Origin of the sequence: Streptococcus sp. FSL W7-1342 (assembly GCF_037966635.1) — a bacterium.
GTDB lineage: Bacteria > Bacillota > Bacilli > Lactobacillales > Streptococcaceae > Streptococcus > Streptococcus salivarius_D.
Genome location: NZ_CP150200.1, coordinates 1,166,902 through 1,192,958, shown reverse-complemented (window position 1 = coordinate 1,192,958; position 26,057 = coordinate 1,166,902). Strand labels below are relative to the sequence as shown.

At 40.0% G+C, this 26,057-nt stretch carries 19 protein-coding genes and 1 pseudogene; 13 read left to right on the top strand and 7 right to left on the bottom strand.

Annotation, left to right across the window (positions count from 1 at the left end):
• Positions 1 to 24: 24 nt before the first annotated feature.
• Positions 25 to 1,161 (top strand): AI-2E family transporter, encoded by a 1,137-nt coding sequence (locus NSQ79_RS05265; protein WP_045771763.1) that lies wholly within the window; start codon positions 25 to 27, stop codon positions 1,159 to 1,161.
• A 47-nt stretch (positions 1,162 to 1,208) separates the two neighbouring features.
• Here the strand turns inward: NSQ79_RS05265 and NSQ79_RS05260 are convergent.
• Positions 1,209 to 2,458 (bottom strand): annotated as a pseudogene (locus NSQ79_RS05260) (ISL3 family transposase).
• A 245-nt stretch (positions 2,459 to 2,703) separates the two neighbouring features.
• On the opposite strand from NSQ79_RS05260, the gene NSQ79_RS05255 reads away from it, so the two are divergent.
• The 5 genes from NSQ79_RS05255 to NSQ79_RS05235 all read left to right on the top strand — a co-directional run bounded on the left by NSQ79_RS05255 (position 2,704) and on the right by NSQ79_RS05235 (position 7,733).
• Positions 2,704 to 4,140 carry a glycoside hydrolase family 1 protein gene (locus NSQ79_RS05255; protein ID WP_118058340.1) on the top strand — a complete coding sequence of 479 codons (1,437 nt, stop codon included), beginning with the start codon at positions 2,704 to 2,706 and terminating at the stop codon, positions 4,138 to 4,140.
• A 247-nt stretch (positions 4,141 to 4,387) separates the two neighbouring features.
• Positions 4,388 to 4,666, top strand: coding sequence for a hypothetical protein (locus NSQ79_RS05250; protein ID WP_004182567.1), 279 nt, complete (start codon positions 4,388 to 4,390; stop codon positions 4,664 to 4,666).
• 17 nt (positions 4,667 to 4,683) lie between these two features.
• On the top strand, positions 4,684 to 6,261 hold the full coding sequence (locus tag NSQ79_RS05245; protein WP_048790926.1) for a lipopolysaccharide core heptose(II) kinase RfaY: 1,578 nt from the start codon (positions 4,684 to 4,686) through the stop codon (positions 6,259 to 6,261).
• 3 nt (positions 6,262 to 6,264) lie between these two features.
• Positions 6,265 to 6,885, top strand: a complete 621-nt coding sequence (locus NSQ79_RS05240) for an SGNH/GDSL hydrolase family protein (RefSeq protein ID WP_048790925.1) — start codon at positions 6,265 to 6,267, stop codon at positions 6,883 to 6,885.
• Positions 6,882 to 7,733, top strand: a complete 852-nt coding sequence (locus NSQ79_RS05235) for a patatin family protein (RefSeq protein ID WP_164332312.1) — start codon at positions 6,882 to 6,884, stop codon at positions 7,731 to 7,733. Before NSQ79_RS05240 ends, NSQ79_RS05235 begins: the two co-directional genes overlap by 4 nt.
• A 26-nt stretch (positions 7,734 to 7,759) precedes the next feature.
• Here the strand turns inward: NSQ79_RS05235 and NSQ79_RS05230 are convergent, their stop codons facing one another.
• The 4 genes from NSQ79_RS05230 to NSQ79_RS05215 all read right to left on the bottom strand — a co-directional run bounded on the left by NSQ79_RS05230 (position 7,760) and on the right by NSQ79_RS05215 (position 13,244).
• Positions 7,760 to 9,100, bottom strand: coding sequence for a D-alanyl-D-alanine carboxypeptidase family protein (locus tag NSQ79_RS05230; RefSeq protein ID WP_164332313.1), 1,341 nt, complete (start codon positions 9,098 to 9,100; stop codon positions 7,760 to 7,762).
• A gap of 186 nt (positions 9,101 to 9,286) precedes the next feature.
• Complete coding sequence (locus NSQ79_RS05225; RefSeq protein ID WP_164332314.1) at positions 9,287 to 10,633, bottom strand: DUF1958 domain-containing protein; 1,347 nt, start codon at positions 10,631 to 10,633, stop codon at positions 9,287 to 9,289.
• Positions 10,634 to 10,862: 229 nt separating this feature from the next.
• Positions 10,863 to 12,059 carry a cation diffusion facilitator family transporter gene (locus NSQ79_RS05220; RefSeq protein ID WP_070578518.1) on the bottom strand — a complete coding sequence of 399 codons (1,197 nt, stop codon included), beginning with the start codon at positions 12,057 to 12,059 and terminating at the stop codon, positions 10,863 to 10,865.
• A 165-nt stretch (positions 12,060 to 12,224) separates the two neighbouring features.
• Positions 12,225 to 13,244, bottom strand: coding sequence for an IS30-like element IS1139 family transposase (locus NSQ79_RS05215; protein WP_171021848.1), 1,020 nt, complete (start codon positions 13,242 to 13,244; stop codon positions 12,225 to 12,227).
• A 203-nt stretch (positions 13,245 to 13,447) separates the two neighbouring features.
• Here NSQ79_RS05215 and NSQ79_RS05210 point away from each other — a divergent pair, with 203 nt between their 5' ends.
• The 3 genes from NSQ79_RS05210 to NSQ79_RS05200 all read left to right on the top strand — a co-directional run bounded on the left by NSQ79_RS05210 (position 13,448) and on the right by NSQ79_RS05200 (position 17,402).
• Positions 13,448 to 14,101 carry a uracil-DNA glycosylase gene (locus NSQ79_RS05210; protein WP_004182560.1) on the top strand — a complete coding sequence of 218 codons (654 nt, stop codon included), beginning with the start codon at positions 13,448 to 13,450 and terminating at the stop codon, positions 14,099 to 14,101.
• A gap of 19 nt (positions 14,102 to 14,120) precedes the next feature.
• Positions 14,121 to 15,389 carry a dihydroorotase gene (locus NSQ79_RS05205; RefSeq protein WP_164332315.1) on the top strand — a complete coding sequence of 423 codons (1,269 nt, stop codon included), beginning with the start codon at positions 14,121 to 14,123 and terminating at the stop codon, positions 15,387 to 15,389.
• A gap of 75 nt (positions 15,390 to 15,464) precedes the next feature.
• Positions 15,465 to 17,402: a DUF2207 domain-containing protein gene (locus tag NSQ79_RS05200; RefSeq protein ID WP_004182558.1), complete on the top strand. Its 1,938-nt coding sequence runs from the start codon at positions 15,465 to 15,467 to the stop codon at positions 17,400 to 17,402.
• 167 nt (positions 17,403 to 17,569) lie between these two features.
• Here the strand turns inward: NSQ79_RS05200 and NSQ79_RS05195 are convergent, their stop codons facing one another.
• Together NSQ79_RS05195 and NSQ79_RS05190 are read right to left on the bottom strand one after the other, a co-directional pair.
• The gene (locus NSQ79_RS05195; protein WP_045769105.1) at positions 17,570 to 18,859 is read right to left on the bottom strand and encodes a hypothetical protein; all 1,290 of its coding nucleotides are present in this window, start codon (positions 18,857 to 18,859) and stop codon (positions 17,570 to 17,572) included.
• A complete protein-coding gene (locus NSQ79_RS05190) occupies positions 18,849 to 20,105 on the bottom strand; it encodes a hypothetical protein (RefSeq protein WP_070849982.1) in 1,257 nt (418 codons plus the stop codon). The genes NSQ79_RS05195 and NSQ79_RS05190 overlap by 11 nt, the downstream gene beginning before the upstream one ends.
• Positions 20,106 to 20,291: 186 nt before the next feature.
• Between NSQ79_RS05190 and NSQ79_RS05185 the strand changes: the two genes are divergently transcribed.
• The 4 genes from NSQ79_RS05185 (at position 20,292) to lpdA (ending at position 25,833) form a co-directional block, all read left to right on the top strand.
• Entirely contained in the window at positions 20,292 to 21,263 is a 972-nt protein-coding gene (locus NSQ79_RS05185) for a thiamine pyrophosphate-dependent dehydrogenase E1 component subunit alpha (protein WP_004182555.1), read from the top strand.
• A gap of 24 nt (positions 21,264 to 21,287) precedes the next feature.
• Positions 21,288 to 22,286, top strand: a complete 999-nt coding sequence (locus NSQ79_RS05180; RefSeq protein ID WP_013990622.1) for an alpha-ketoacid dehydrogenase subunit beta — start codon at positions 21,288 to 21,290, stop codon at positions 22,284 to 22,286.
• 229 nt (positions 22,287 to 22,515) lie between these two features.
• A complete protein-coding gene (locus tag NSQ79_RS05175; protein ID WP_049529118.1) occupies positions 22,516 to 23,904 on the top strand; it encodes a dihydrolipoamide acetyltransferase in 1,389 nt (462 codons plus the stop codon).
• 171 nt (positions 23,905 to 24,075) lie between these two features.
• A complete protein-coding gene (gene lpdA / locus NSQ79_RS05170; RefSeq protein ID WP_049529174.1) occupies positions 24,076 to 25,833 on the top strand; it encodes a dihydrolipoyl dehydrogenase in 1,758 nt (585 codons plus the stop codon).
• Positions 25,834 to 26,057: the final 224 nt, after the last annotated feature.

The following is a 26,057-nucleotide window of genomic DNA, read 5'->3' as shown; positions in this document are numbered from 1 at the left end:
GGTATTTTAAATTTTGGAGTTCCTATGAAATTTACAAAAAATCAGTTCATTTGGTTGGCTGTCCTTTTTTTCAGCTGTTTCTTGATTTATACTTACTGGGAAACAGTTGTTTCAATTTGTAACACTATCTACGTTGCCAGTCAGCCCTTCCTTGTTGGAGCAGGGATTGCCTTTGTGGTCAATATCCTGATGTCTTTTTATGAGAAGCTACTGGTCAAGTTTATTCCATTTGGTTTTATCGCTAAGATCAAGCGTCCCATTGCTTTGCTCTCGGCATTGGCGACCATTGGTTTGGTCTTTACTTGGGTAGTCTTCACTGTTCTTCCCGATTTGATTGACAGTATCAATACCTTGATTAGTCAAGACCGTTCAGCTATTAATAACTTGATTAATTGGCTGCTTAAAAACAAGTCCTTGCAAAAAATTATTCAAGATCTTGGTGGTGTGACACAGGTTAGAGAGCTAATCAATAGCTACAGTGCTCAGTTGCTTCAACAAATCATGAATGGTTTGACCAGCTTCTTGACTTCGTTAACAAGTCTACCATCAACCTTGATTAATCTCTTTATCAGTATCGTCTTTTCTTGCTATGTTTTGGCTGGGAAAGAAAAACTTGGAAATCAGGTCAATCGTTTAGTAGATGTCTATTTAGGACGTTATGGTAAGACTTTCCACTATGTGGTTGCTATTCTCAATAATCGCTTCCGCAATTTCTTCGTTTATCAGTCGATTGAGGCTTGTATCTTGGGAACCTTGTGTTATATTGGGATGCGTATCTTTGATTTTCCATACGCTGCGACTATCTCTATCCTGATTGGTTTTTCAGCTATGATTCCAGTTGTAGGGGCCTATATCGGTGTGACGATTGGTACCATCTTGATTATGACGCACTCTGTGACCTTGGCACTTTTGTTTATTGCCTACGTGGTTATTTTGCAGCAGTTTGAAGGAAATCTCATCTATCCTTATGTGGTTGGTGGCTCTACCGGACTTCCTGGTATTTGGGTTATCTTCGCTATCACCATAGGTTCTGCTTTGGGTGGTGTCTTGGGCATGTTGGTTTCTGTGCCAGTAGCCGCGACCCTTTATCAGATTGTTAAAGATAATGTTGTTAGGCGAGAAGAGGCCAAAGCAGCAAATACTATTGAAAATAATGATTAATTAAAACGGCTCTTTGTCAACTGTAGTGGGTGACGAAAAGCTAACATCTAGAGAGGACCTGATAGGTCTTCTCTTTTTTTATGTTTAGAGTGATGAAGACACGTTTCTTAAAGTTGATGAAGTTTCTAAAACCGAAGCCCAACCGTTTGATGTCTTTAATCAACTTGTTAGTCGCTTCGAGTTTCGCGTTTGAATAGTCAGTTTCTAGCGCATTCTTGATGTATTGCTTGTGTCTAAGAAAAGTCCTAAAGACCGTTTGAAAGGAGTGATTGACCTTGCTCATGTTCTCCTCTATTAACTCAAAAAACTCATCTACCCTCTTCTCCTGAAAGTGAAAAAGCAAAAGCTGATAAAGTTTGTAGGCATTAGCGAGCTCTTCTGAAAAGACCAATGTCTTCTCAATGATTTCATGTGGTACTACAGTTTGTCGGAAGGTCTTTGAATAGAAAGAGTTGAGCGATAGCTTACGGCTGTCTTTTTGAAAGAGACGCCAGTGATTTTTCAAGGCTCGATAGGGTAGAGACTTCTTATCGAACTGGTTCATGATTGCAATTCTAGTCTTTAAAAATGCTCTACCAAGGTGCTGGATAATGTGGAAACGATCAAGAACGATTTTGGCGTTTGGAAAGAGTCTGCGGGCTAGTGGGATATAGGCTCCAGACATATCCATTGTGATAAACTGTACCTTTTGGCGATCTTCCAATGGATACTTCAAAAAGTAGTTTCGTATAGTAGTTTGGCGACGATTATCAAGGATGGTTATGAGCTCGTTGGTCTCATAGTTTTGAGCGATAAAAACCAAGTCACCTTTCTTGAACCCAAACTCATCCCAGGACATAACAGCTGGAAGTTTGTCATAATGTTCCTTGAAAGTGAATTGGTCAAGCTTACGATAAACAGTAGATGTCGACACACGAAGTCTTCTGGCAATATCCGTTAATGACATCTTCTGAGTCAAGAGTTGTGTAACCTTTTGTCGGACTAGATTGGAGATTTGGCAGTTTTTCTCAACGATTGATGTCTCAGCTACCGTGACTCGTCTACAACTTTTACACTGGAAACGGCGTTTCTTCAGACGTAGTAGTGTTGGAGTTCCCGCTTGTTCGAGAAGAGGAATTTTAGAAGGTTTTTGAAAGTCATATTTGATCATCTTTCCATGGCAATGAGGACATGGTGGTGCAGGGTAATCAAGTTTTGCTTGAATCTCGATATGAGTGCCAGTTTCAAAAACAAGTGAGATCTTGATATTTTGGTCTTTAATTCCGATTAATTCTGTGGTATTCTTAATAAGTCTCATAAGTTCTTCCTAATGATGGTTTGGTCGCTTTTCATTATAGTTCTTATGGGACTTTTTGTGTACACTTAAAAAGCTCTATAATCTCTACAGTGGTTTTATCCACTACAGAAATTATAGAGCCATTAAAACAGACTTTGGTCTGTTTTTTTCGTACTATAGTATCAGAATTCAATAAGATAGTATAAGTGTAATCGTTTTCTAAGTGTTATACTATTAGTATATTAAACAAGACGAGGAGATAAAAGATGACTTACACATTTCCAAAAGAATTTCTCTGGGGGGGTGCAACAGCTGCCAACCAATTTGAAGGTGCTTATAACTTAGATGGCAAAGGTTTGTCTGTACAGGATGTGACGCCAAAGGGTGGTGTTCCACTTGAACCTGGGGCTTTGAATCCTTTGATTACAGACCAACCAACACCAGATAATCTAAAGCTAGAAGGTATAGATTTCTATCACCGTTATAAAGAGGACATAGCACTTTTTGCAGAGATGGGCTTCAAGGTCTTTCGTATGTCAATTGCATGGTCTCGTATTTTCCCAAATGGTGATGATGCTGAGCCAAATGAAGCTGGTCTAGACTTCTATGATAAAGTCTTTGATGAATTGGCTAAGTATGGCATTGAACCGCTTGTAACCTTGTCTCACTATGAAACACCTCTAAACTTAGCACGTGAATACAATGGATGGACAAATCGTAAATTGATTGGTTTTTATGAAAACTATGTCCGTACAGTCTTCACACGCTATAAAGATAAGGTCAAATATTGGTTGACCTTTAATGAAGTGAACTCTGTTCTACATGCACCTTTCATGTCAGGTGGTATTGCGACACCTATGGAAGAGCTCTCTAAACAGGATCTTTACCAAGCAGTCCACCATGAATTAGTCGCATCAGCTTCAGCAACCAAGATCGGACATGACATCAACCCTGATTTTAAGATTGGTTGTATGGTTCTTGCCATGCCTGCCTATGGTATGACAGCTAATCCTTTGGATCAGTTGGCTGTTCACGAGTTTGAAAATCAAAACTATCTCTTCTCAGATATCCATGCGCGTGGGAAATATCCAAACTATATTAAACGCTATTTTAAAGATAATGGTATTGAAATACAATTCTCTCCTGAAGATGAAGAAATCTTGAAAAATACTGTTGATTTCATTTCATTCTCTTATTATATGTCTGTGGCAACCGCATATAATCCAGAAGACTATACGATTGGTAAAGGAAATATTATGGGTGGTGTTGAAAATCCCTACCTTGAGAAATCTGAGTGGGGTTGGGCTATCGATCCAATCGGTCTTCGTTTAGTTTTGAATGACTTCTATGATCGTTATCAATTGCCATTGTTTATCGTCGAAAATGGTTTGGGTGCTAAGGATGTCCTTGTTGATGGTCCTGATGGTCCAACAGTTGAAGATGATTATCGTATTGATTACCTTCAAAAACACTTGATTCAAGTAGGTGAAGCTCTTCAAGATGGTGTGGAGCTTTGGGGCTATACGACTTGGGGACCAATTGATTTGGTCTCAGCTTCAACGGCTGAACTCAGTAAGCGTTATGGCTTCATCTACGTTGATCGTAATGATGATGGTAGTGGTAGCTTGGCTCGTTATAAGAAAAAATCATTAGCTTGGTATAAGTCTGTTATCGAAAGTAATGGTGAAGCTCTTTACAAATAGAAAATCGTTAAGAATCTCAGCAAAAGCTCGAGATTCTTATTTAGTATTTGGGTACAACATTGATAAATAAGTATTTCGGCGAATATATTTGCATATCGAGTATTAAACTACTACAGAATGCAATTTATGTTAATTAACACATTTTCTGAAAAAGTGGTAGAATAAAAGTGTGAAAACGTTCTTATATTTTCTGAAGAAGTAGCTAGTCTATTTCTTTGCTTTTCCTACTTAGATGGAGGTAACGATAATGAATGATTTGAAAAAAGTTCTCTTGGCTGGAATCGGATTGACTGCTATGACAGTAGATAAAGCTGATAGTTTTGTCAAAGAGTTGGTTGAAAAGGGGCGCTTGACTGTTGAAGAAGGTAAGGAACTGGAACAAGAGCTCAAACGTCAAAGTAAGGAAGAAGCTCAAGAATTTTTGAATAAACTTGATGCTAAGAAATCTTCAGTTGAGTATGCGACTAAGGATGACGTGAAACGTCTTGAAGAAAAACTTGACGCTTTGCTCAGTCAAAATAAATAAAATGTAAGGAGACTAAAATGGCAAGTAAACGATTGAGACATGTGTTGAAGGTTTTCTCGTCAGTTGGTCTCCTTTCTTATCGTGAAAAACACCTTCCTCAAGACCAACAGACAACACCTGTCAAGCTACGCCAAGCCTTTGAGCAATTGGGACCTAGTTTTGTTAAAATTGGTCAAATCCTATCCACACGCTCTGACCTTTTGCCAGAGGCCTATATCAGAGAATTATCAAAACTCCAGAGCTCAGTTCCTCCCTTGAATAAAGAGGAAGTCATGACTGCCATTAGGCGAGAATTACCCAGTGGGCTTTCTGACAGTTTCCTTGATTTCTCGGAAGAGCCCTTGGCTTCTGGTTCTGTAGCTCAGACCCATAGGGCTAGATTGTTGTCTGGTCAGGAAGTGATTGTAAAAATTCAGCGACCTGGTATTGATGAGGTCGTTAAGGAAGATATTCAGCTTCTCATTAAGCTTGCACGCCATATTCCAAAGCACTTTATACCTATGGTCGATGTTCAGGAGGTTTTGGAAAATCTGCGAGAAACCCTAATTAAGGAACTTGATTTCAGAAATGAAGCAGAGGCCATGAAGCGTTTTAAGGCAAATAACAGGGCTGTTGCTTGTCTAGGTGTCCCAAAGGTTTATGATACCTTCACGACGCCACACCTCATAGTCGAAGAGTACATCGATGGGATTCCACTTAATGACTACAGTCAACTGCTTGAGGCTGGCTATGACCTGGAAGACGTGGGTAAGAAACTAATGTTGTCATTTATCAAGCAGGTTTTCAAAGACGGCTATTTTCATGGTGACCCTCATCCTGGAAATCTCTTGGTACGTGATGGTAAGATTTGTTTCATTGACTTTGGCATTATGGGTGAGTTGGAAGTTGGGATGCGTGCGTCCTTAAATGACATCCTATATAGTTTTACTGCTCAGGATGTTGACGGTATGACTAAGGCTATCTTGTCAGTCACCCAGTTTGATAATGGGCTAAACCGTGCGGTTCTAAGTCAGGATGTCGAGCAGATGTTGGGTCGTTATTCTGGTGTTGACTTGGGAAGTCTATCGATGACAGATTTGCTAGAGGATTTGCTGGCTATTTTCCAGAAGAATCATCTTAAAGCCTCATCTCAAATTACCATTTTGGAGAAGGCTTCGCTTCAAATTGAAGGTATTTTCCGAGAGTTGGCCCCAAATATGGATTTGATGACTTTGGCCAAGGATTATTTCCTAGAAAACATGGGCCCTGACATGCTTAAGCAGGCCCTGAATAAAGAGAGTATCTTGATTGAACTCTTTTATCTGATTCGCAATGGGAAAAATATTCCGCGTCGCCTGCATCAGCTATTGGAGCAGATTTTAAACGGACGAATTGTGGTAAACCATGATTTTATCAACTTTTCAGGTCGAATTAAAGTCTTTGAGAAAGTTTTAAATAATTTGGTTTTAGCCTTGTTGACATTGGGATTTCTACTTTCCGGTGCCCTTTTGGCCAATAAATCAGGTTTTGAAAATCTTGCCTGGCTATTTCTTGGACTTGGAACTTTTCTAGCTTTAATCACGGTAGTGCGTATAATATTTAAGAAAAAAGGATGAAGTATGATTGAAACAACTAGGCCCGAGCTTGTGGCCTATCAAGAAGAGCGTTTAGCCAAATTTGTGACTGAAAATCATAAGTTAGATAAAGGTCAAATTGTTTTTGCAGGGGACTCCATCACGGAGTTTTTTGCATTGAAAAAATATTTGGGTCGAGAGGTCCCCTTGGTAAACCGTGGGATTGCAGGAACAGACTCGGTTTGGCTTTTAGAACACCTTAAAGAACAGGTCTTAGATTTGGAACCCAGTAAAATGGTACTCTTGATTGGTATTAACGACATCGGAAGGGGCTACCCCATTCGAGATATTGTTAATCGTATTTCCGAAATTGTCATGACAGTTCGTCAGGAATCCCTCTTTACTGAAATCTATTTGCTGAGTGTCTTTCCGGTTAGTGAAAAATCACAATATGCTTCTAAGGTTAAGATTCGAAATAATGCGACTGTCCGTGAACTTAATCAACAATTAGCTGTTCTCCCTGGTGTGACCTATGTTGATCTTTATGATTACCTGACAGATGCCCAAGGACAGTTAAATGACACTTACACAACGGATGGTTTACACTTGAGTCCACAAGGTTATCAAGTCCTAGCAGAACCAATCAAGAAGGAGATTTTAGAATGAAGGTAGGCTTAGTCCTTGAAGGCGGAGGCATGCGTGGCTTATACACTGCTGGTGTTTTAGATGCTTTTTTAGAAGCTGGAATCACAGTAGACGGCGTTGTATCAGTATCAGCTGGAGCACTTTTTGGTGTTAATTACCTTTCTAACCAGCCCAAAAGAGCCCTTCGCTACAACAAACGATTCATGGGAGACCGTCGCTACATGAGTTTCTGGTCATGGCTGACAACAGGTAACTTTGTAAATAAGGAGTTCTCTTATTATAAGGTTCCTATGGAGTTAGACGTTTTTGATCAGGAGGCTTTTGCGGAGTCGGGTGTTCCCTTCTATGTGGTTACTACAGATATCGAGACCGGAAAACCAGACTATATCAAGATTGATCATGTCTTTGAGCAGATGGAAGCTCTTCGTGCAAGTTCCGCCCTGCCTTTGGTTTCTGAAATTGTCGAGTACAAGGGTAAACGCTATATGGATGGCGGTCTGTCTGATAGTCTTCCCATTGATTTTATGGAAAATTTGGGCTTTGACAAACTCATTGTCGTTCTGACGCGTCCTAAGGGCTACCGTAAAGAGCCATCTAAAACGAGTAAGCGAATCTACAAGCTCTTTTACCGCAAATACCCTGAATTTGTCCAAGTAGCATCAAATCGCCATATCCACTACAATAAGAGTATTGAAAAGATTGAGGCTTTGGAAAAAACTGGCAATCTTTATGCCATTCGTCCAGAGCATGCGCTTGAAGTTGGTCGATTGGAGAAGGATCCTGAAAAATTTGAGGCCATCTATCAAGAGGGATTGGAACAAATGCGAAATGAGATGTCTCATCTCAAAACATTTCTTGGAGACAACTAAAAACGTGCTCGGTTGAGCACGTTCTTTTAGTTATTGATTTGTCGAGCTTGACGGCGTTTTTTGACTTTTTGACGACGTTTTTTCTCATTGATAAAAATTAAGTAGAGCACGTAAAGTGGTAATAAGAGAAAGCAGAACAAGGCAAAATGTTTCATAAAGTTATGCTTATTGCTTTTTTGTTTCTCTTTTTTACCTCCTGAAAAGAGGAAGAAGCCAGTTTTAGTCGCCTTGACAGTATTTGCTTTAATCTTAGGTGACACTGTTTTCAAACCATTATCGATAACGACATAATCATCTTTAACACTAATCTTAGGCTCTTGTCCTTTTTTGACTGTGGCATAGACATCTTTTTGGATATCGTAGTTTTTACCATCAATCTTTTGTTTGCCCTTGCTTAGGACTTTCTTGTAGGAATAGTCTTTAAACATTTTCTCAATAAGGGAGTTACCGAAGGCATGACGGATTTTTTCACTACTTTCATCTTCCCAGTTTCCAACGCCCAGGATAACTGAAATGACACGTTGATTTCCTCGTTTGCATGTGGAGATGTAGTTGTAGTCTCCACGAGGACTTGATCCTGTTTTTAAGCCATCAACACCTTTGAGGCCATAATCAGCACCAGGCAAGGAGTAGTTGTAATTTTCAAAGGTTTCCTCGTATGGTGTTCCTTTTTTGACAGTTACTGTCTGTTGGCTAGTGTATTTGAGGATTTCAGGGTGATGTTTGATAAGGTTATAAGCCATGATAGACAAATCACGTGCTGTCGTCTGGTTAGAGTGGTTATTATCATAACGTTTAGGCGTGTAGTACCCTTTGTAAGATGCCGCCCCAGCTCCAGAGGCATTATACCATTTAGTATTTGTCATGCCGAGCTCTTTAGACTTTTCGTTCATGCGATCAATCCACTTGTCAGGATCATTATTACTGAGATAGTTGGCAAGCATGACTGTCGCTGCATTTGAAGAGGGAACAGCTGTCATAGTGATAAGTTCCGAAACCGTGTATTTAACTCCAGAAACAATCTTGTTGTTTGAGATTTCGTAGATATTAGCAATAGCCTCATCGGTTGGTTTGGCTGTAATCACGGTGTCTTCTTTGATTTCTCCCTTTGACAAAGCGTCAAAAACCAAGTAGAGAGACATGGCCTTACTCATGGAAGCGGGGTCACGTACTTCATCAATGTTATCTTGCCAAAGAATGTCACCAGTATTGGCATCAATCAAAAGTGATGATTTAGGTCGATAGGTCTCGGTGGCTTCCTTGTAGCCCGCTTTTTGTGCAATATCTACCAGTTGGTCAGCGGACGACAGACTGGGAGCTAAAGCCAGACTAGCTACCAGGAAGAGTCCTAACAATTTCTTTTTCAAAATAATCTCCTTAGTAACAACGTTTTTATGCTCTTTCAAAAAGCATCCTTTAATCTATTTTTGTTATTTGTTTGTAAAAAAAGTCATACTTGACTATTATAGCATAGTTTTGGGTGGTTTTATCAGTATTCTTGGGGGACTTCCTTGAATAGAGTATAAAAAAACGTGTCATGGACACGCTTTCTTTTATTTATTGATTTGTCTTGCTTGTCGACGTTCTTTGACTCTTTGACGACGTCCTTTTTCATTAAGGTAAATCAAGTAGAGGAGACCAACTGGGATAAGGCATAGCAACCAGAAATAAACTGGGAGTTGGCCATTATTCGTTGCTTTAGTAGCCTTTTTATCTTTTTGGTTACTTCCAAAATCGAACCATCCCTTAACTTTTGTAGCCTTAACAGAAGTAGCCTTGATATTAGGTGATACTGTCTTCAGACCATTATCAATAACAATTTGGTCATCTTTAACAGAGATTTTAGGGTCTTTGCCTTTTTTGACTGTGGCGTAGACATCTTTTTGGACATTGTATTTTTTACCGTCGATTTCTTGTTCACCCTTGCTAAGAACTTTCTTGTAAGAGAAATCTTTATACATTTTCTCAACGAGAGCATTACCAAAGGTATGGCGGATTTCTTCACCTGTTTGGTCAGACCAATCACCAGAACCCATGATAACAGCAATCATACGTTGATCACCACGCTTGATAGTATCAATATAGTTGAAGGCACCTTCTGGGCTTGATCCTGTCTTCAAACCATCAACCCCATCAATTCCGTATTTAGCTCCTGGAATAGAGTAGTTGTAAGTCTCGAAGGTTTCCTCATAAGGTGTTCCCTTTTTAACTGTGACAACAGGTTTGCTAGTGTATTTGAGAATGTCAGGGTATTTCTTGATGAAGTTATAGGTCATGATAGCCAAATCACGTGCAGTTGTTTGGTTGGTTTGGTTGTTATCATAACGTTGAGGACTGTAGTAACCTTTGAAGGCAACAGCAACGGCACCAGAAGCGTTAAACCATTTGGTATTGGTCATCCCTAGCTCTTTAGATTTTTCATTCATCATGTCAAGCCATTTATCAGGATCATTATTGGTCAAGTAGTTGGCCAGCATCACGGTTGTAACGTTAGAGGAAGGCACCGCCGTCATAGTGATGAGTTCTGAAACCGTATAATCAACCCCAGCAACAATCTTGTTGTTGGAAATTTCGTAAATATCGGCAATAGCTTGGTCGGTTGGAGTAGCTGTGATAACAGTATCTTCAGAAATCTCTCCTTTAGACATAGCTTCAAAGACCAAATAAAGTGTCATGGCCTTAGACATAGAAGCAGGGTCACGCACCTCATCAGCATTTTCTTCCCAGAGGACATCTCCGGTATTGCCATCAATTAAAAGGGTTGATTTGGGGCGATAGGCCTCAGTGGCTTCATTATAACCAGCAGCGCGTGTGATATCCATTAATTCGTCAGCACTAGACAAACTCGGTGCTAGGGATAGACAAGCTGCTAAAAGGACGGCAACAATTTTCTTTTTCACAATGTGTCTCCTTTAATATCTATGGGGTTCTGTAGTTGGTAGAACCTATTTCTATCTATTAATAACATTTGCCTGTCAAAACCCTAAATTCAGTAGTGACAAACAATTTCATTATAACATATAAAAGTTAGAGTTTTCCTAACATTCGGTATTTTAATGTAATTTTTAGAATTGATTGAGTGTTACCCAAATATAGTTGGAAACAGAAAAAAACGAGCTTACTTGCTCGTTAGTTTTCATCTTTTATCCTTGTCACTTGGTGGTAAATCATGAACCAGGTTTCATTTCGACGCCAGATACTAGTGTGGAAATTTCCTCCCAACTCATAACTAATTAGTTTCGTTTTTTGACTAACAGATGTCATCTTGAAGCTGTCAAAGTTATTGAGAAGTGGTTGTTGATTAGCAATGACTTCTTCACGAGTGTGATGATGACCATTTTCATCGATTAAGTAGAAGTCAGGTGCCAAGAGATTTTCATAGTCAGGAATTTTTGACAGAATAATCTTTTCATTGCGAGAGAGTTTGTGAAGGACATTGCCATAAATTTCATCTTCGGGAATGGCAGCGGGCTCTACGTGGACATCAGTGTCATAGACAGAGAAACGCTTGCTGAGGACCTCCTCAATTTGTTCGGTAATGGCATGACTCTCGTATACAGAGAGGTCAGGATTCATCTCAACCACAATATCAAGATAGACGTTGCTGCCATAAGAACGGCCACGTTGTTTCTTAACTTTAGTGACTTTTGGAATCTCAAGAATGGCTTTTTCATAGGCCTTGAGGTTTCTCTCATCGAAACCGTCTGACAAACTAAAGGTTGCTTCCATGAAGATATCATAGGCTGTCTTTAGGATGAAGAAGGTAATGATAATGGCAGTAATATAGTCGATAATCGTCAGGTTGAAGGATGCTGCAACGATAGCGATTGAGGTACCAATAGAAGTTACAGCATCGGAGAGATTGTCCTTGGCAGCAGCAATCAAAGCACTAGATTTTAGCTTTTTAGCAAGTCTTTTATTGTAAAAGTAAACGCCACACATGACGATAGCAGATAGGATACCAACAGTGGCACCAAGTGGATCAACCACAGTTTCCTCTCTTAGAAAAATCTTTCGGACTGTTTGAATGAGGACCTGGAAACCTACCACGAACATGATAAAGGAAGTGACTAGGCTTGATAAGTCTTCAATCTTCCAATGCCCAAACCTATGATCTGCATCAGCTGGTTGACTAGCTAGGTGCAATCCAATGAGTAGGGCCACGTTCCCTAAAATATCTGACAAGTTATTGAAACCATCGGCAATCAAAGAGCTAGAGTTTAAAAAGTGTCCAGCTAGAAGTTTTGCAATGGTAAGAAGAAGGTAGGCAGCGATGCTGACAATAGGACCTCGTCTGGCTGCTCTTAAATTTTCATACGTAGTCATAGGATTACCTTTTCTCTTAAAATACAAGATTAAATTATAGCATAAAAATATAACGAATTAAAGGTTGTAAGCCCTTTAAACTTGTGGATTCATTCATTTTTAAAACTTTCCCTAATTGTCAAGTCAAGTGCAACAAAGATGTTCCTCTGATTAAGTGAGTATCTTTCAAGCTGTTTGAGTTAGCTCAAACAGCTTTTTTGCGGACTGATAGCCATGAATTCGTCTAGGTCTTTCATTGATAGCCTTTGTATAGTCCTCTAAAAGATTCTGATTTAGTTCTTTTAACGAACACCCCTTCGGAATGAACTCTCTTAGTAGTCCATTGAAATTCTCATTTGTACCTCGTTCATAAGATGAATAGGCATGTGCAAAATAAACATCTAATCCCTCTATCTTACTCAATGATGAAAATTCGTTTCCATTATCTGCAGTTATGGACTTAATGGGATAAAGTTTCATACACTCTAAGACTGCTTGATTGACATACTCTGCTTTCTTTTCCACGAGTTTCTTTGTGACAGCATAGCGTGTTTGTCGTTCTACCAAGGTTAGAATAGAAGGTTCTCCTATTGTCTTTCCACCCAGAACAGAATCGATTTCCCAATCTCCAAAACGGGAACGATTATTGATTTCTTCTGGCCTTTCTTCAATTGACTTTCCTAGATGTTTCTTGGTAGAGGGGCGCTTGGTAAATTTCTTACGGATCCGCACTGCTCTTGGCAAATCAATGACCTTAATCTCTAACAATCCTTGATGGATATAGTTATAGAGCGTCTTGGTTGAAGGAACAACTGCATCTACATGTTGGAGTCTATAGGTATGAACAAAGGTATCCACGCTATGCACCCTTGGTTTCTCTCTCATTGCTTCTGTAAATGCTCTCAGAAAGTCATCCGATACGGAATCCAGTTTCAAATAATAGCTGGCTTCTCTAGCATGACGATAACGGTTATGAGCAGCATCTGCATAATAGTGTTGGTAATAGACCTTTTGCCCATTTACTTTTTTCACTTGTGTTATGGAACCACGATTAATTTCACGAGTAATAGTAGAGCGATTTCTCCCTAGTCTACGAGCAATCTCAGCAGGTTTGAGTCCTACGCTTAAATAAGCTTCAATTTCCCCTCGCTCAGCTTCAGATAAGTGCTTGTATGATTGATTTGTGGTAGAATAATTAGTGGACATGTTCATCTTCCTTTATACTGTTTTTCGCAACTCTAGTATATCAGATGAACATGTCTTTTGTGTTGCACTTCATTTTACAATAGGGCTTTTTAAAACTTTATAGAAAATGCCTAGTAATCAGGGTGTTTTTTCAGTATTTTCCGAATATTCCCTACAAATTATGGTATAATTTAGGGTGTAAAACAGTCTAAAAAGAGGTTTTTATGGAACATTCGACATGGCACAAGCTTCTGAAAGAGGAACTGCCAGATCATTATTTTTCAAAGATAAATCAGTTTATGGATCAGGTTTATAGTCAGGGAACGGTTTATCCGCCACGTGAAAAGGTTTTTAATGCCTTGTTGGAGACTCCATTTGAAGAAGTGCGGGTGGTAATTCTTGGTCAGGACCCTTATCATGGGCCTCATCAAGCACAAGGACTATCCTTCTCAGTACCTGATAGCCTTCCTGCTCCTCCGTCTTTAAAAAATATTCTTAAGGAGTTAGAGGAAGATTTGGGTCCTAGACCCTTTCATGATTTAACTTCATGGGCTGAGCAAGGGGTGCTTTTGCTTAATGCCTGTCTGACAGTTCCAGCTGGTCAAGCAAATGGGCACGCCGGTCAGGTTTGGGAACCTTTTACAGATGCTGTGATTAAGGTTCTCAATCAAAAGGATACTCCTGTTGTCTTTATACTTTGGGGTGGCTATGCTCGTAAGAAGAAAGCTCTGGTTACCAATCCAAAGCATGCCATTATTGAGAGTGCCCATCCGAGTCCCTTGTCGGCCTATCGTGGTTTTTTTGGCAGCAGGCCTTTTTCAAAAGCCAATGCTTACCTTGTATCTCAAGGCCAATCCCCAATTGATTGGTTGAAGTAAAATAGAAAGTTGGAAGATTATGTTACTGATTAAAAATGGTCGTGTTGTAGACCCTAAGTCTGGTTTGGATACGCAAGCTGATGTTCTTGTTGATGGTAAAAAAGTCGTTAAGATTGCTGAAAATATCGAAGCTGTAGATGCTCAAGTCATCGATGCGACTGGTCTTGTGGTTGCTCCTGGTTTGGTGGATATCCATGTTCATTTCCGTGAGCCAGGTCAAACTCATAAGGAAGACATTCATACTGGATCTTTGGCAGCGGCTGCAGGTGGTTTTACAACAGTTGTCATGATGGCTAACACTAATCCAACGATTTCAGACAAGGAAACCTTGGAGGAGGTCTTGACTTCAGCAGCTAAGGAAAATATCCATGTTAAGTCTGTTGCGACTATTACAAAGAACTTTGATGGTGAAAACATCACTGATTTCAAGGGCTTGCTTGAAGCCGGTGCTGTCGGATTCTCAGATGATGGTATTCCATTGACCAATGCTGGTATTGTCAAAAAAGCCATGGAACTTGCTAAAGAAAATAATACCTTTATCAGCCTTCACGAGGAGGATCCTGATCTAAATGGTATTCTCGGTTTCAATGAAAATATTGCTAAAAAAGAATTCCATATTTGTGGGGCAACTGGTGTAGCTGAGTACAGTATGATTGCGCGTGATGTCATGATTGCTTATGATACACAAGCACATGTTCATATTCAACACTTGTCAAAAGCTGAATCTGTAAAAGTGGTTGAATTTGCCCAAAAACTTGGAGCGCAAGTTACTGCCGAAGTGGCACCGCAGCATTTCTCTAAGACTGAAGACCTCTTGCTCTCAAAAGGTGCTAATGCCAAGATGAACCCACCACTTCGTTTGGAATCTGACCGTCAGGCCGTTATCGAAGGGTTGAAATCTGGAGTTATCTCAGTTATTGCCACAGACCACGCGCCACACCATGCCGATGAAAAGAATGTCGATGATGTGACTAAAGCACCATCAGGAATGACTGGTCTTGAAACATCTCTATCTCTTGGATTGACCTACTTGGTTGAAGCAGGTCACTTAAGTTTGACGGAACTCTTGAAAGTAATGACTAGCAACCCATCTGATCTTTATGGCTTCGATGCCGGTTATTTGGCTGAAAATGGACCAGCTGACCTTGTAATCTTTGCGGACAAGGAAAAACGTCAGGTCACAGCAGACTTTAAGTCTAAGGCGGCTAATTCACCATTTGTAGGCGAAGAGCTTACTGGCAGTGTTAAATACACTATCTGTGACGGTGAGATTGTTTATCAAGCCTAAATAAGGGATCAGAGCAGGGCACATCGAGACACTTGGTGTTGCACCTGCTTTTTTAATCTTTGAAGGAGCAAAATGATGAAAAAGATACTGAAAGGTCTTGTTAAATATGTTACTTTAACTGTTTTGTTAGTCTGTTTTCTGCCATTGTCTTTGCATCACGTCAAAGCTGATGAGGTAGAGTATAGTCTCCCTTCCTATGTTGGTCATCTTTCAATTCATGATGATGGTAATGCGACATTTACTCAGGAAGTGACTTATGATTTTGATAGTGATTATAAAGGTCAGTATGTAACCTTGGGGAAAATTGGTGGTTATTCTATTATGGATGATCCCAAGGTTTCAGCAACTGTAAATGGGAAAGAAAAAACAGATATTACAGTTGAAAAAACAGACTCCTATGAAGGTGTTAAACTCAAAGTTTATAATTCAGGTTCAGATGGTGATAGGGTTGTCCTCAAAGTTACTTGGCAGATCCAACACCTATTGAATCTATATTCAGATATTGCAGTTTTAAATTGGTTTCCTATTTCTGATTGGGATAAAGGATTTGGACAAGTTGACTTCACAGTTGATGGTCTGGATGCAAGTCAAGGAGAGCTTTACGCTCACGCTGGCTATTTTGGAAAAGACCCACAGGTTAAGCGTACTTCTACAGGTTATCAGGTTCATGTAGACAATTTACCAGCATCAGGTAAATTGGAATTACACGCCTACTGGCCGATGACCAGTGCTTTACGAGAAAATAATCAGGCTTACTTATTAAATAAGACGAATAAGGCAGACTTTCTAAAAAAAGAAGCAGATATCAAGAAATCTAAAGAAAACTTTCGACGCATTTTTTATGTCATCTTACCACTTGTGATCTTAAGCTTTGTTCTTATTGGTATTTTCTGTTACCTCATTGTTCTTTATAGCACTAGGATGCCTTCTTTCCCTCGAGATGCCCGTCTTTATGAAGCCCCTCAAAATTTAGCACCTTTGGTCCTAGCCAAGAATGTTTATAATCAGTCGTTCGACAAAACAGGTCTAAAAGAAGAAACGGGTCCTCTGAAGTTTAAATATATGGTACAAGCTACCATCCTTGATTTGATTGATAGAGGTCATCTCACCTATAGACAAGAAGGTGATAGTAATATTCTGACACGTATTGAAAAGGAGGTGCTCTCTTCATTTGAAGTGTCTTTCTTGGATATGTTGTTTGATGGTCGCATGGAAATTAGAGATACGGAAATGTTCTCGCGCTATTATCTTGATAAAGATGGCTTAGAAAAACAATTTAAGAGTGCTAGAACAAGCTATGAGCGTGAAGCAATACGTTCCCAAGGAAAACGTGTCAAATATCAATTCACTAATGACGGCTATCAAGTAGCAAAAGGCGTAGAAAAAGAGGAATTTGCGCTTGGACTTCCTAAAATTTATAGAGATTTTAGTCCGAAAGAAAAGACATTTAACATATTGGGAGTAGCAGCTTTGGTACTTTCAATGGTGCTTTGTATTCTTTCAACCTTGTTCTTATTTGCTGCCTTTGGATCAGGACTAGGTTTTTACTATATTCTTGGTCTTCTACCTATAGCAGGAGTTACCATTTTATTCTGGTACTTAGTGAAAAGACGTCGTCAGAGATGTCTTGATGCAACTCAAATTTCAACCTATTACCAGTGGCATAGCTTTAAAAATATGATTAAGAGTATTCCTAGTTTTAAAGAATCCGAACTAGAATCTGTTATCCTTTGGAATCGTATCTTGGTTTATGCGACACTCTATGGACAGGCGAAAAAAGTTAGTGATGTGTTAAAACGTTACAACATCCACCTCAGCAATCCATCTCTAGATGAGTTTACTTATTCAGCAGCACCGTTTATCATGATGAATAATGTCAATTATCTAGAATCTTACGTTTCTGCCTCAGATAGCGTAAGTAGCTTCTCTATCAATTCGAACAGTGGTAGTGGCGGCTTTGGAGGCGGTGGCTTCTCTGGTGGTGGCGGAGGAGGCGGAGGCGGTGCCTTCTAAGCTACACTAGTCGGAGTTTACTATTTGTAGAGACACTCAGTCTATATGATTTTGGGTGTCTTTTTGTATGTCGAAGAATTATCTTCGTTCAAAAATGCTAGGAAGTTTGAGAGTGAAGAGATAAAAAGCAACAAAAAAAGAGCCACCGGCTCTTTTTCAATATCATCTTAATATCCAGGTTCAAAGATTTCAATTATTTGAGTCAGATAACCTGCATGTAAACCGATACGATAGTCAACATTTGGCAAAGTCTTAACCAACTCATTCAGTTCTTTATCTTTGCTAACCTTATCAGCCAAAACTGGTAATTCAACGACAAGGAGTTGCGAGTGATCTAGTTGGAGGTAACTACTGTTGACCTTGATATCAGGACGAAGTAGTTTAAATATCGCTTTATCCGAAGCTTGGAGCAGTTGATATAAATCTAAGTCAGGTAAAGGAATCTCACCAAACTGAGGACTGATATTAATGGAGATATCGACATGCGACGCTCTCATTTCCAAAATACGATTTGAAAGAAAACTTGCTATTATTGGATTGCTAAGCTTATCCAAGTGTTCTTGAGTCTCTGGATTACCAATGCTAGCATTGTCCGTTTTATAAATTTCAAGTAGGCTAGTAGCTTTGGCGGTATCTTCATTTTCCAAGGCAAGAGAAACGTCCTTGAGATTTTTTTTGAATAGGTCGAAGGATTTTTGCTTTTGCGTGATAATTTGGATAAAGGATTTGCTGTAGTTAGTCATAGTTCCCAACAATTTATGACGTTCTTTGTTCAGCCTATCAATAGATTGTTGGTGGATAGCCTGGTTCCAATTGTAAAAATCCCATAGTAGTAGAGCAATATATAGAACAAAGATAACAGAACTATTAGCATTGACCTTGAAAATTATTTCAAATAAATTTTTAGGGTCATTGGCTGTTGGAAGAATGCTGTTAAGACCATGGATAACAGTAAAGAAGACATAATAGACAGCAAGGAAGGCAGTGCTTCGCAACCAGTTACGTCTAGCCCAAGCCTCGTCAAGACTACTCATCTGACTTAGGTCTACAGCGAAGATTTTAAGCATTAGGTAAATGATTAATGGAGCTAAGATGTAGGTCAAGATATGTAAGTTAGTGTCGAGGGTAATATCACCTTTGATATGTAAGACGTGAGGGAGAATGACAATTGAAAGTAGTCGTGTAGCCATATCAAAAAGGATAGTTGGATAAAAAGCGTAAAGCAATCGATGATAGAAAGAACGCTCTTTGACAAGGGCCAAATCAGCAACAAGGAAGAAAAGAGGATCTATAACGATTTTTACGAGACTAAAATAGGATGCTGCAGCTACATAGGACAAAAATAGAAGTAAGAGGTGTCCTCGCAGTGGCTTAACCTTAGACATAGTCTGGTAGAGGTACCAAATAGAAATGAAACTAACAGCCTGTAAGAGAGGATTGATAATATTAGTAATCATTGTAACCTCCTTTTGTCATGTCAATCTCGATTTGTAAGCGGTAAATACCAGCACGTGTATTTGAAACAATGTTAACGTTTGAATATGTGGATAGGATGCTGTTGACGCGTTTTAGTTCGGGATCAGAGAAATCAGATGTAATGGCAGAATCTTCTTTAGTGCTTGAACTTTCAACGACAAAGTGTTGACTATCCTCATCTTTAAAATAAGCATAGCTAAGGTATTTCTGTTCACTATCTTGTGCTTGGACAATGACATGATCCAAGATCGTTGAAAGGCTATATACCCAATCTAAAGGATAAATAGGATAAACGGTAATGGGTTCTGGGACCTCCATACTAACCCAAACATCCAATTCTTTTGCCTTTAGGAATTTAGCTTCAAAGATGACTCGCAAATCAGGAAGTTTAATATTTTCAAGTTTATCTCGATAAAAATGATCAATCTTCTTATCTAATGGATTCGGAGTCAGCAAGTAGTCAATTAACTCCTGAGCTTCCTCGTTTTGTTTGAAACGGATGATATCGTAGAGATTTTCAGCTTCGTCCTTGATAAAGAGCTCTTGGCTAGTCTTTTTCTGGTACCAAGTATTGATGTTCTGGCTTGATTTTTGAAGAAGCTGAGAATGTTCCTCTTGAGCTTCTTGTGTTTGTGCACTGAGGTCCTTTCTATAGAGATTAACCTGTCCAGATAGAATCAGAGCTGTAATAATAAGAAAGGCAATAGTAAAGTGAATGTTTGTTGAAAGAAGTTCAGAAGCAAAGTAGATAAAGGCTAGGCCACAAAGGGCGACAGAGGTTGATTTGTACCAAGGTCTCGCTTTATCAATTTGCATCATTCGAGAGTAGTCCACTTGAAGAAGGGCACTTTGGGCAAACCATAGTAAAAACGCAAGAAAAAGTATAAATGGACCAGCATAATAATAATCTAGGACAGAAGGGAAAAAGATTGGAATAATCAGGAAAATGACCAGTCTCACCATTAAGGCAAAGGTGAAAGGTATAAAGAAAGTCTCCAAAATGGTATGTCTCAGATTTTTGTAAGATTTGTTAGCTAGAAGAAGTACAAGTCCAATAAAACCGGATTTTGGAAAGGAAATACCAAAATAACTAGAGGCAAAAATTGCTAAACCTGCTAAAATAAGAATCCAGTATCTAAGGGGTCTCTGTGTGGTCACTTTGAAGATAACAATTTGTAAAATAAAAGCTATACATGCCGTAAGCCCGTGAACGATGACGTCACTCAATGTCCAATATTCTCCTATTCGGGTAAAATCTATACAATTATATCATAATGCGCTTAAAAAAAGCATACGGATTGCCTATAAGTGATAAGGTTGTAAGGCTTTTCATCTTTCAAGCATATTTCTTGCTCATTAAGTTTTTTTAACCTATCCTAGATGTATAGAAAAATTTCGATAGAGGAGATCGATATGGTAAAACTTTCTAAAGAGACACATCTTGAGATGTTCACTAAAATGGAACGTATTCGTGAATTTGATTCACGTATTAATAAATTGGTTCGTCGTGGTTTTGTTCAAGGGATGACTCACTTTTCAGTTGGTGAGGAAGCAGCCAACGTTGGTGCTGTTCAACACTTGAGCTATGACGATATCTTCTTTTCAAATCACCGTGGTCACGGACAATCTATCGCCCAAGACATGGATTTGAATAAAATGATGGCAGAACTTGCTGGTAAAGCAACCGGTGTTTCTAAGGGCCGTGGTGGTTCTATGCACTTGGCAGACTTTAAAAAAGGTAACTATGGTACTAATGGTATCGTTGGTGGTGGTTACGCTCTTGCCGTAGGTGCAGCCCTCACTCAGCAATACAAAAAAACAGGAAACATTGTTGTGGCATTCTCTGGAGATGGCGCAACCAACGAAGGTTCATTCCATGAGTCAGTCAATATGGCAGCTACTTGGAAATTACCTGTTATCTTCTTTATCATCAATAACCGTTATGGTATCTCAATGGATATCCATAAGGCTACAAATACACCTCACCTTTATACACGTGCGGAAGCTTATGGCATTCCTGGTTTCTACTGTGAAGATGGTAACGATGTTTTGGCTGTATATGAAACAATGGGCAAGGCTGTTGAGCATGTCCGTGGTGGCAATGGTCCTGCTATCGTTGAGGTAGAATCTTACCGTTGGTTCGGTCACTCAACTGCCGATGCGGGTGTTTACCGTACTAAGGAAGAAGTTGACGAGTGGAAGAACAATAACGACCCTATTATTAAATACCGTGACTATCTCGTTGCTGAAAATATCGCAAGCGCTGAAGAGTTAGATGCTATCCAAAGCCAAGTTAAGGCAGAGGTTGATGCAGCTTATGAGTTCGCCCAAAATAGCCCAGATCCAGAACTTTCAGTTGCCTTTGAAGATGTATGGGTAGACTAAAGAGAAAGGTTGAGGAATACAAGTATGAGTGAAACAAAATTGATGGCCTTGCGTGAGGCAGTAAACCTTGCTATGAGCGAGGAAATGCGTAAAGACGAAAATATCTTCCTTATGGGTGAAGATGTCGGTATCTATGGTGGTGACTTCGGTACATCAGTTGGTATGTTGGCAGAGTTTGGTGAGAAACGTGTTAAAGATACACCAATTTCAGAAGCAGCTATCGCTGGTGCAGCTGTTGGGTCTGCCATTACAGGTCTTCGTCCAATCGTTGACTTGACTTTCATGGACTTCATCACGATTGCCCTTGACGCTATCGTTAATAATGGTGCAAAAAACAACTACATGTTTGGTGGTGGTTTGAAGACTCCTGTAACCTTCCGTGTAGCTTCTGGTTCAGGGATTGGTTCTGCGGCACAGCACTCACAATCTCTTGAGTCATGGTTGACTCACATTCCAGGGATTAAAGTGGTTGCTCCAGGTAATGCTAACGACGCTAAAGGTCTTTTGAAATCTGCTATTCAAGACAATAACATTGTTATCTTCATGGAACCAAAAGCACTTTACGGTAAGAAAGAGGAAGTGACACAAGACCCTGATTTCTACATTCCACTTGGAAAAGGTGAAATCAAGCGTGAAGGAACTGACCTTACTATTGTCACATATGGTCGTATGTTGGAACGTGTTCTTAAGGCTGCTGAAGAAGTAGCTGAACAAGGTATCAATGTTGAGGTTGTTGACCCACGTACGCTTATCCCACTTGATAAGGAATTGATTTTTGAGTCAGTTAAGAAGACTGGTAAACTTATGTTGGTCAATGATGCTTATAAGACTGGTGGATTCATTGGTGAGATTGCTGCTATGGTTACAGAAAGTGAAGCTTTTGATTACCTTGACCACCCAATTGTACGTTTGGCAAGTGAAGATGTGCCTGTACCTTATGCGCGTGTCTTGGAACAAGCGGTTCTTCCAGATGTTGAAAAGATTAAGGCTGCTATTATCAAGATGGCCAATAAAGGAAACTAACTTTCTAGCGATGGTTAAGTGATATTTCTCGCTAGTAAAATGTGTTTCTTGTTTTAACTGTGGGAGTATCGGAAATTATAATTTAAAGTAGAAAGGAGAGGGCGAACCAGAGGGCATAACTGAACCCGAGTGGAAAGCTCGGAAAATAGACCGTCTGTCTACGTCAGCAGGCTGACGTGTCAGACGCCTAATTTTCAGTCGCTTTCTGGTCGCTCTTGGTATCTTATAAATGGCTTTTGAGATTATTATGCCTAAGCTTGGTGTTGATATGCAGGAAGGCGAAATCATCGAGTGGAAGAAACAAGAGGGTGATGTGGTTAATGAGGGAGATATCCTTCTTGAAATCATGTCAGATAAGACGAACATGGAACTTGAAGCAGAAGATTCTGGTGTTCTTTTGAAGATTACGCGTCAGGCTGGTGAAACTGTACCAGTTACTGAGGTTATTGGTTATATTGGAGCAGAAGGTGAAGTGGTGGCTGATAACGTAGCTAGCGCACCAGCTGCTGAACCTGCGCCAAAAGTTGAAAAAGTTGCCGCTGTAGCCGAGCCTGTAGTAGCAGCGCAAACGCAAGCACCTGTCGTTCACGAAGGTGGCAAAGTACGTGCAACACCTAAGGCTCGTAAGGTGGCGCGTGAGTTGGGTATTGACCTCGCTCAAGTTCCAGGAACTGGAGCAAAAGGTCGTGTTCATGCTGATGACGTTGAGAACTTTAAGGGTGCTCAACCTAAGGCGACACCATTGGCACGTAAGATTGCAGCGGACCTTGGTATTGACTTAGCTAGCGTATCTGGAACAGGCTTTGGTGGTAAGATTACTAAGGAAGATATCCTTGCAATCAGTGCTCCAGCGCAAGTTAAGGAAGCGGCTGCTGCCCCTGTGGTTGAAGCTAAACCTGAAAAAGTCTTGCCAGAAGGCGTGGAAGTTATCCCAATGTCTGCTATGCGTAAGGCTATTTCTAAGGGAATGACACATTCATACTTGACTGCGCCAACCTTTACCCTCAACTATGACGTGGACATGACTAACCTTATGGCTCTTCGTAAGCAAGTCCTAGACCCAATCATGAGTAAGACTGGTATGAAGGTAACCTTCACGGATTTTATTGGTTTGGCAGTTGTGCGTACCCTTATGAAAGAGGAACACCGTTACCTCAATGCATCCTTGATTGACGATGCCCAAAATATCGAATTACACAAATTTGTTAATCTCGGTATTGCCGTTGGTCTCGATGATGGCTTGATTGTGCCGGTCGTTCATGGTGCAGATAAGATGAGTTTGTCTGAGTTTGTTGTGGCCTCTAAGGATGTCATCAAGAAAGCTCAGGCTGGTAAATTGAAGGCTGCAGAAATGTCAGGTTCAACCTTCTCTATTACTAACTTGGGAATGTTTGGAACTAAGTCATTTAACCCAATCATCAACCAACCAAACTCAGCTATCCTTGGTGTTTCAGCAACGATTCAAACTCCAGTTGTTGTTGATGGGGAAGTTGTCGTACGTCCAATCATGGGTCTATGCTTGACAATTGACCACCGTATTGTAGATGGTATGAATGGTGCCAAATTCATGGTTGATTTGAAACATTTGATTGAAAATCCTATGGAATTGTTGATTTAAGAAAAAAATATCTAAAAACTGAAGTTTTAATAGAAAGGAGAGGGCGAACCAGAGGGAATAACTGAACCCGAGCGTAAAGCTTGGAAAATAGACCGTCTGTCTACGTCAGCAGGCTGACGTGTCAGACGACTAATTTTCAGTCGCTTTCTGGTCGCTCTTGGTATCTTATAAATGGCTTTTGAGATTATTATGCCTAAGCTTGGTGTGGACATGCAGGAAGGCGAAATCATCGAGTGGAAAAAACAAGAGGGTGATGTGGTTAATGAGGGAGATATTCTCCTTGAAATCATGTCAGATAAGACGAACATGGAACTTGAAGCAGAAGATTCTGGTGTTCTTTTGAAGATTACGCGTCAGGCTGGTGAAACTGTACCAGTTACTGAGGTTATTGGTTATATTGGAGCAGAAGGTGAAGTTGTGGCTGATAACGCTGCTAGCGCACCTGTTGCAGAAGCAACTGTTCAGTTGGAATCAGCTGGTCTTGAAGTTCCTAAAGCTCCTGCCCAAGCTGCTCCAGCAGCTACTGCAGAAAAAGCACCGCTTGTTGACAATGAGTACGATATTATCGTTGTCGGTGGTGGTCCTGCTGGTTACTATTCTGCCATTCGTGGTGCGCAACTTGGTGGTAAGGTTGCTATCGTTGAAAAATCTGAATTTGGTGGAACATGTTTGAATAAAGGATGTATCCCAACTAAGACCTACCTTAAAAATGCAGAAATCCTTGATGGACTTAAGATTGCTGCAGGTCGTGGTATCAACCTAGCGTCAACAAACTACACTATCGATATGGATAAGACAGTTGACTTTAAGAACTCTGTCGTTAAGACACTTACTGGTGGTGTGCAAGGTCTTTTGAAGGCTAACAAAGTTACTATTTTCAATGGTCTTGGTCAAGTTAATCCAGATAAGACAGTTACTATTGGTTCAGAAACAATCAAGGGACGTAATATTATCCTTGCGACTGGATCAAAAGTGTCTCGTATCAATATCCCTGGAATTGAGTCACAACTTGTGATGACATCAGATGATATCCTTGACTTGCGTGAATTGCCTAAATCACTTGCAGTTATGGGTGGTGGTGTCGTTGGTATCGAGCTTGGTCTTGTTTATGCCTCATACGGTGTAGAAGTGACTGTTGTTGAGATGGCTGACCGCATTATTCCTGCTATGGATAAAGAAGTATCACTTGAACTTCAAAAAATCCTTGCTAAAAAGGGTATGAAGATCATGACATCTGTTGGGGTTTCTGAGATTGTAGAAGCTAACAACCAATTGACCCTTAAACTTAATAATGGTGAAGAGATTGTAGCGGATCGTGCCCTTCTTTCAATCGGTCGTGTCCCACAATTGGATGGTCTTGAAAATCTTAACCTTGAACTTGACCGTGGTCGTATCAAAGTTAATGCTTATCAAGAAACATCAATCCCAGGAATCTACGCACCGGGTGATGTTAACGGAACTAAGATGCTTGCTCACGCTGCTTACCGTATGGGTGAAGTTGCAGCTGAAAATGCTATGCGTGGCAATGTCCGTAAGGCTCACCTTGACTACACACCAGCAGCTGTCTACACTCACCCAGAAGTAGCAATGTGTGGTCTTACTGAAGAAGATGCACGCGCTAAATACGGTGATGTTCTCATTGGTAAATCAAGCTTTGCTGGTAACGGACGTGCCATTGCTTCAAATGAAGCTCAAGGTTTTGTTAAAGTCGTTGCTGATGCGAAGTACCATGAAATCCTTGGTGTTCACATTATCGGTCCAGCCGCAGCTGAATTGATTAACGAAGCGTCAACAATTATGGAAAATGAATTGACTGTAGATGAACTCTTGCAATCTATCCACGGTCACCCAACCTTCTCTGAAAACATGTATGAAGCCTTTGCTGACGTACTTGGAGAAGCTATCCATAACCCACCAAAACGTAAATAAAGCTGATAAAATTCTCGGACAGAAGTTCGCGAATTTTTCTTTTGTCACACATTTTCATCTTTAGTGATATAGCATAATTCTTTCCCTGCTTTGCAAAGAGTAATTCAAATATATAGTTAAAAGGTTTTCATGTTGTACGAATAGTAAGTTCATAAGTACTTAAGGTTTTATAATATTTTTATTTTATTTAGAAATTTTTAACAATAAGCTTTCCATTAGAGTTT

Bases quoted from the DNA above. Each gene is read 5' to 3' on its own strand.
- NSQ79_RS05265 (WP_045771763.1), top strand. From the start codon at position 25: ATGAAATTTACAAAAAATCAGTTCATTTGGTTGGCTGTCCTTTTTTTC.
- NSQ79_RS05255 (WP_118058340.1), top strand. From the start codon at position 2,704: ATGACTTACACATTTCCAAAAGAATTTCTCTGGGGGGGTGCAACAGCT.
- NSQ79_RS05250 (WP_004182567.1), top strand. From the start codon at position 4,388: ATGAATGATTTGAAAAAAGTTCTCTTGGCTGGAATCGGATTGACTGCT.
- NSQ79_RS05245 (WP_048790926.1), top strand. From the start codon at position 4,684: ATGGCAAGTAAACGATTGAGACATGTGTTGAAGGTTTTCTCGTCAGTT.
- NSQ79_RS05240 (WP_048790925.1), top strand. From the start codon at position 6,265: ATGATTGAAACAACTAGGCCCGAGCTTGTGGCCTATCAAGAAGAGCGT.
- NSQ79_RS05235 (WP_164332312.1), top strand. From the start codon at position 6,882: ATGAAGGTAGGCTTAGTCCTTGAAGGCGGAGGCATGCGTGGCTTATAC.
- NSQ79_RS05220 (WP_070578518.1), bottom strand. From the start codon at position 12,059: ATGACTACGTATGAAAATTTAAGAGCAGCCAGACGAGGTCCTATTGTC.
- NSQ79_RS05215 (WP_171021848.1), bottom strand. From the start codon at position 13,244: ATGTCCACTAATTATTCTACCACAAATCAATCATACAAGCACTTATCT.
- NSQ79_RS05210 (WP_004182560.1), top strand. From the start codon at position 13,448: ATGGAACATTCGACATGGCACAAGCTTCTGAAAGAGGAACTGCCAGAT.
- NSQ79_RS05205 (WP_164332315.1), top strand. From the start codon at position 14,121: ATGTTACTGATTAAAAATGGTCGTGTTGTAGACCCTAAGTCTGGTTTG.
- NSQ79_RS05200 (WP_004182558.1), top strand. From the start codon at position 15,465: ATGAAAAAGATACTGAAAGGTCTTGTTAAATATGTTACTTTAACTGTT.
- NSQ79_RS05195 (WP_045769105.1), bottom strand. From the start codon at position 18,859: ATGATTACTAATATTATCAATCCTCTCTTACAGGCTGTTAGTTTCATT.
- NSQ79_RS05185 (WP_004182555.1), top strand. From the start codon at position 20,292: ATGGTAAAACTTTCTAAAGAGACACATCTTGAGATGTTCACTAAAATG.
- NSQ79_RS05180 (WP_013990622.1), top strand. From the start codon at position 21,288: ATGAGTGAAACAAAATTGATGGCCTTGCGTGAGGCAGTAAACCTTGCT.
- NSQ79_RS05175 (WP_049529118.1), top strand. From the start codon at position 22,516: ATGGCTTTTGAGATTATTATGCCTAAGCTTGGTGTTGATATGCAGGAA.
- lpdA (WP_049529174.1), top strand. From the start codon at position 24,076: ATGGCTTTTGAGATTATTATGCCTAAGCTTGGTGTGGACATGCAGGAA.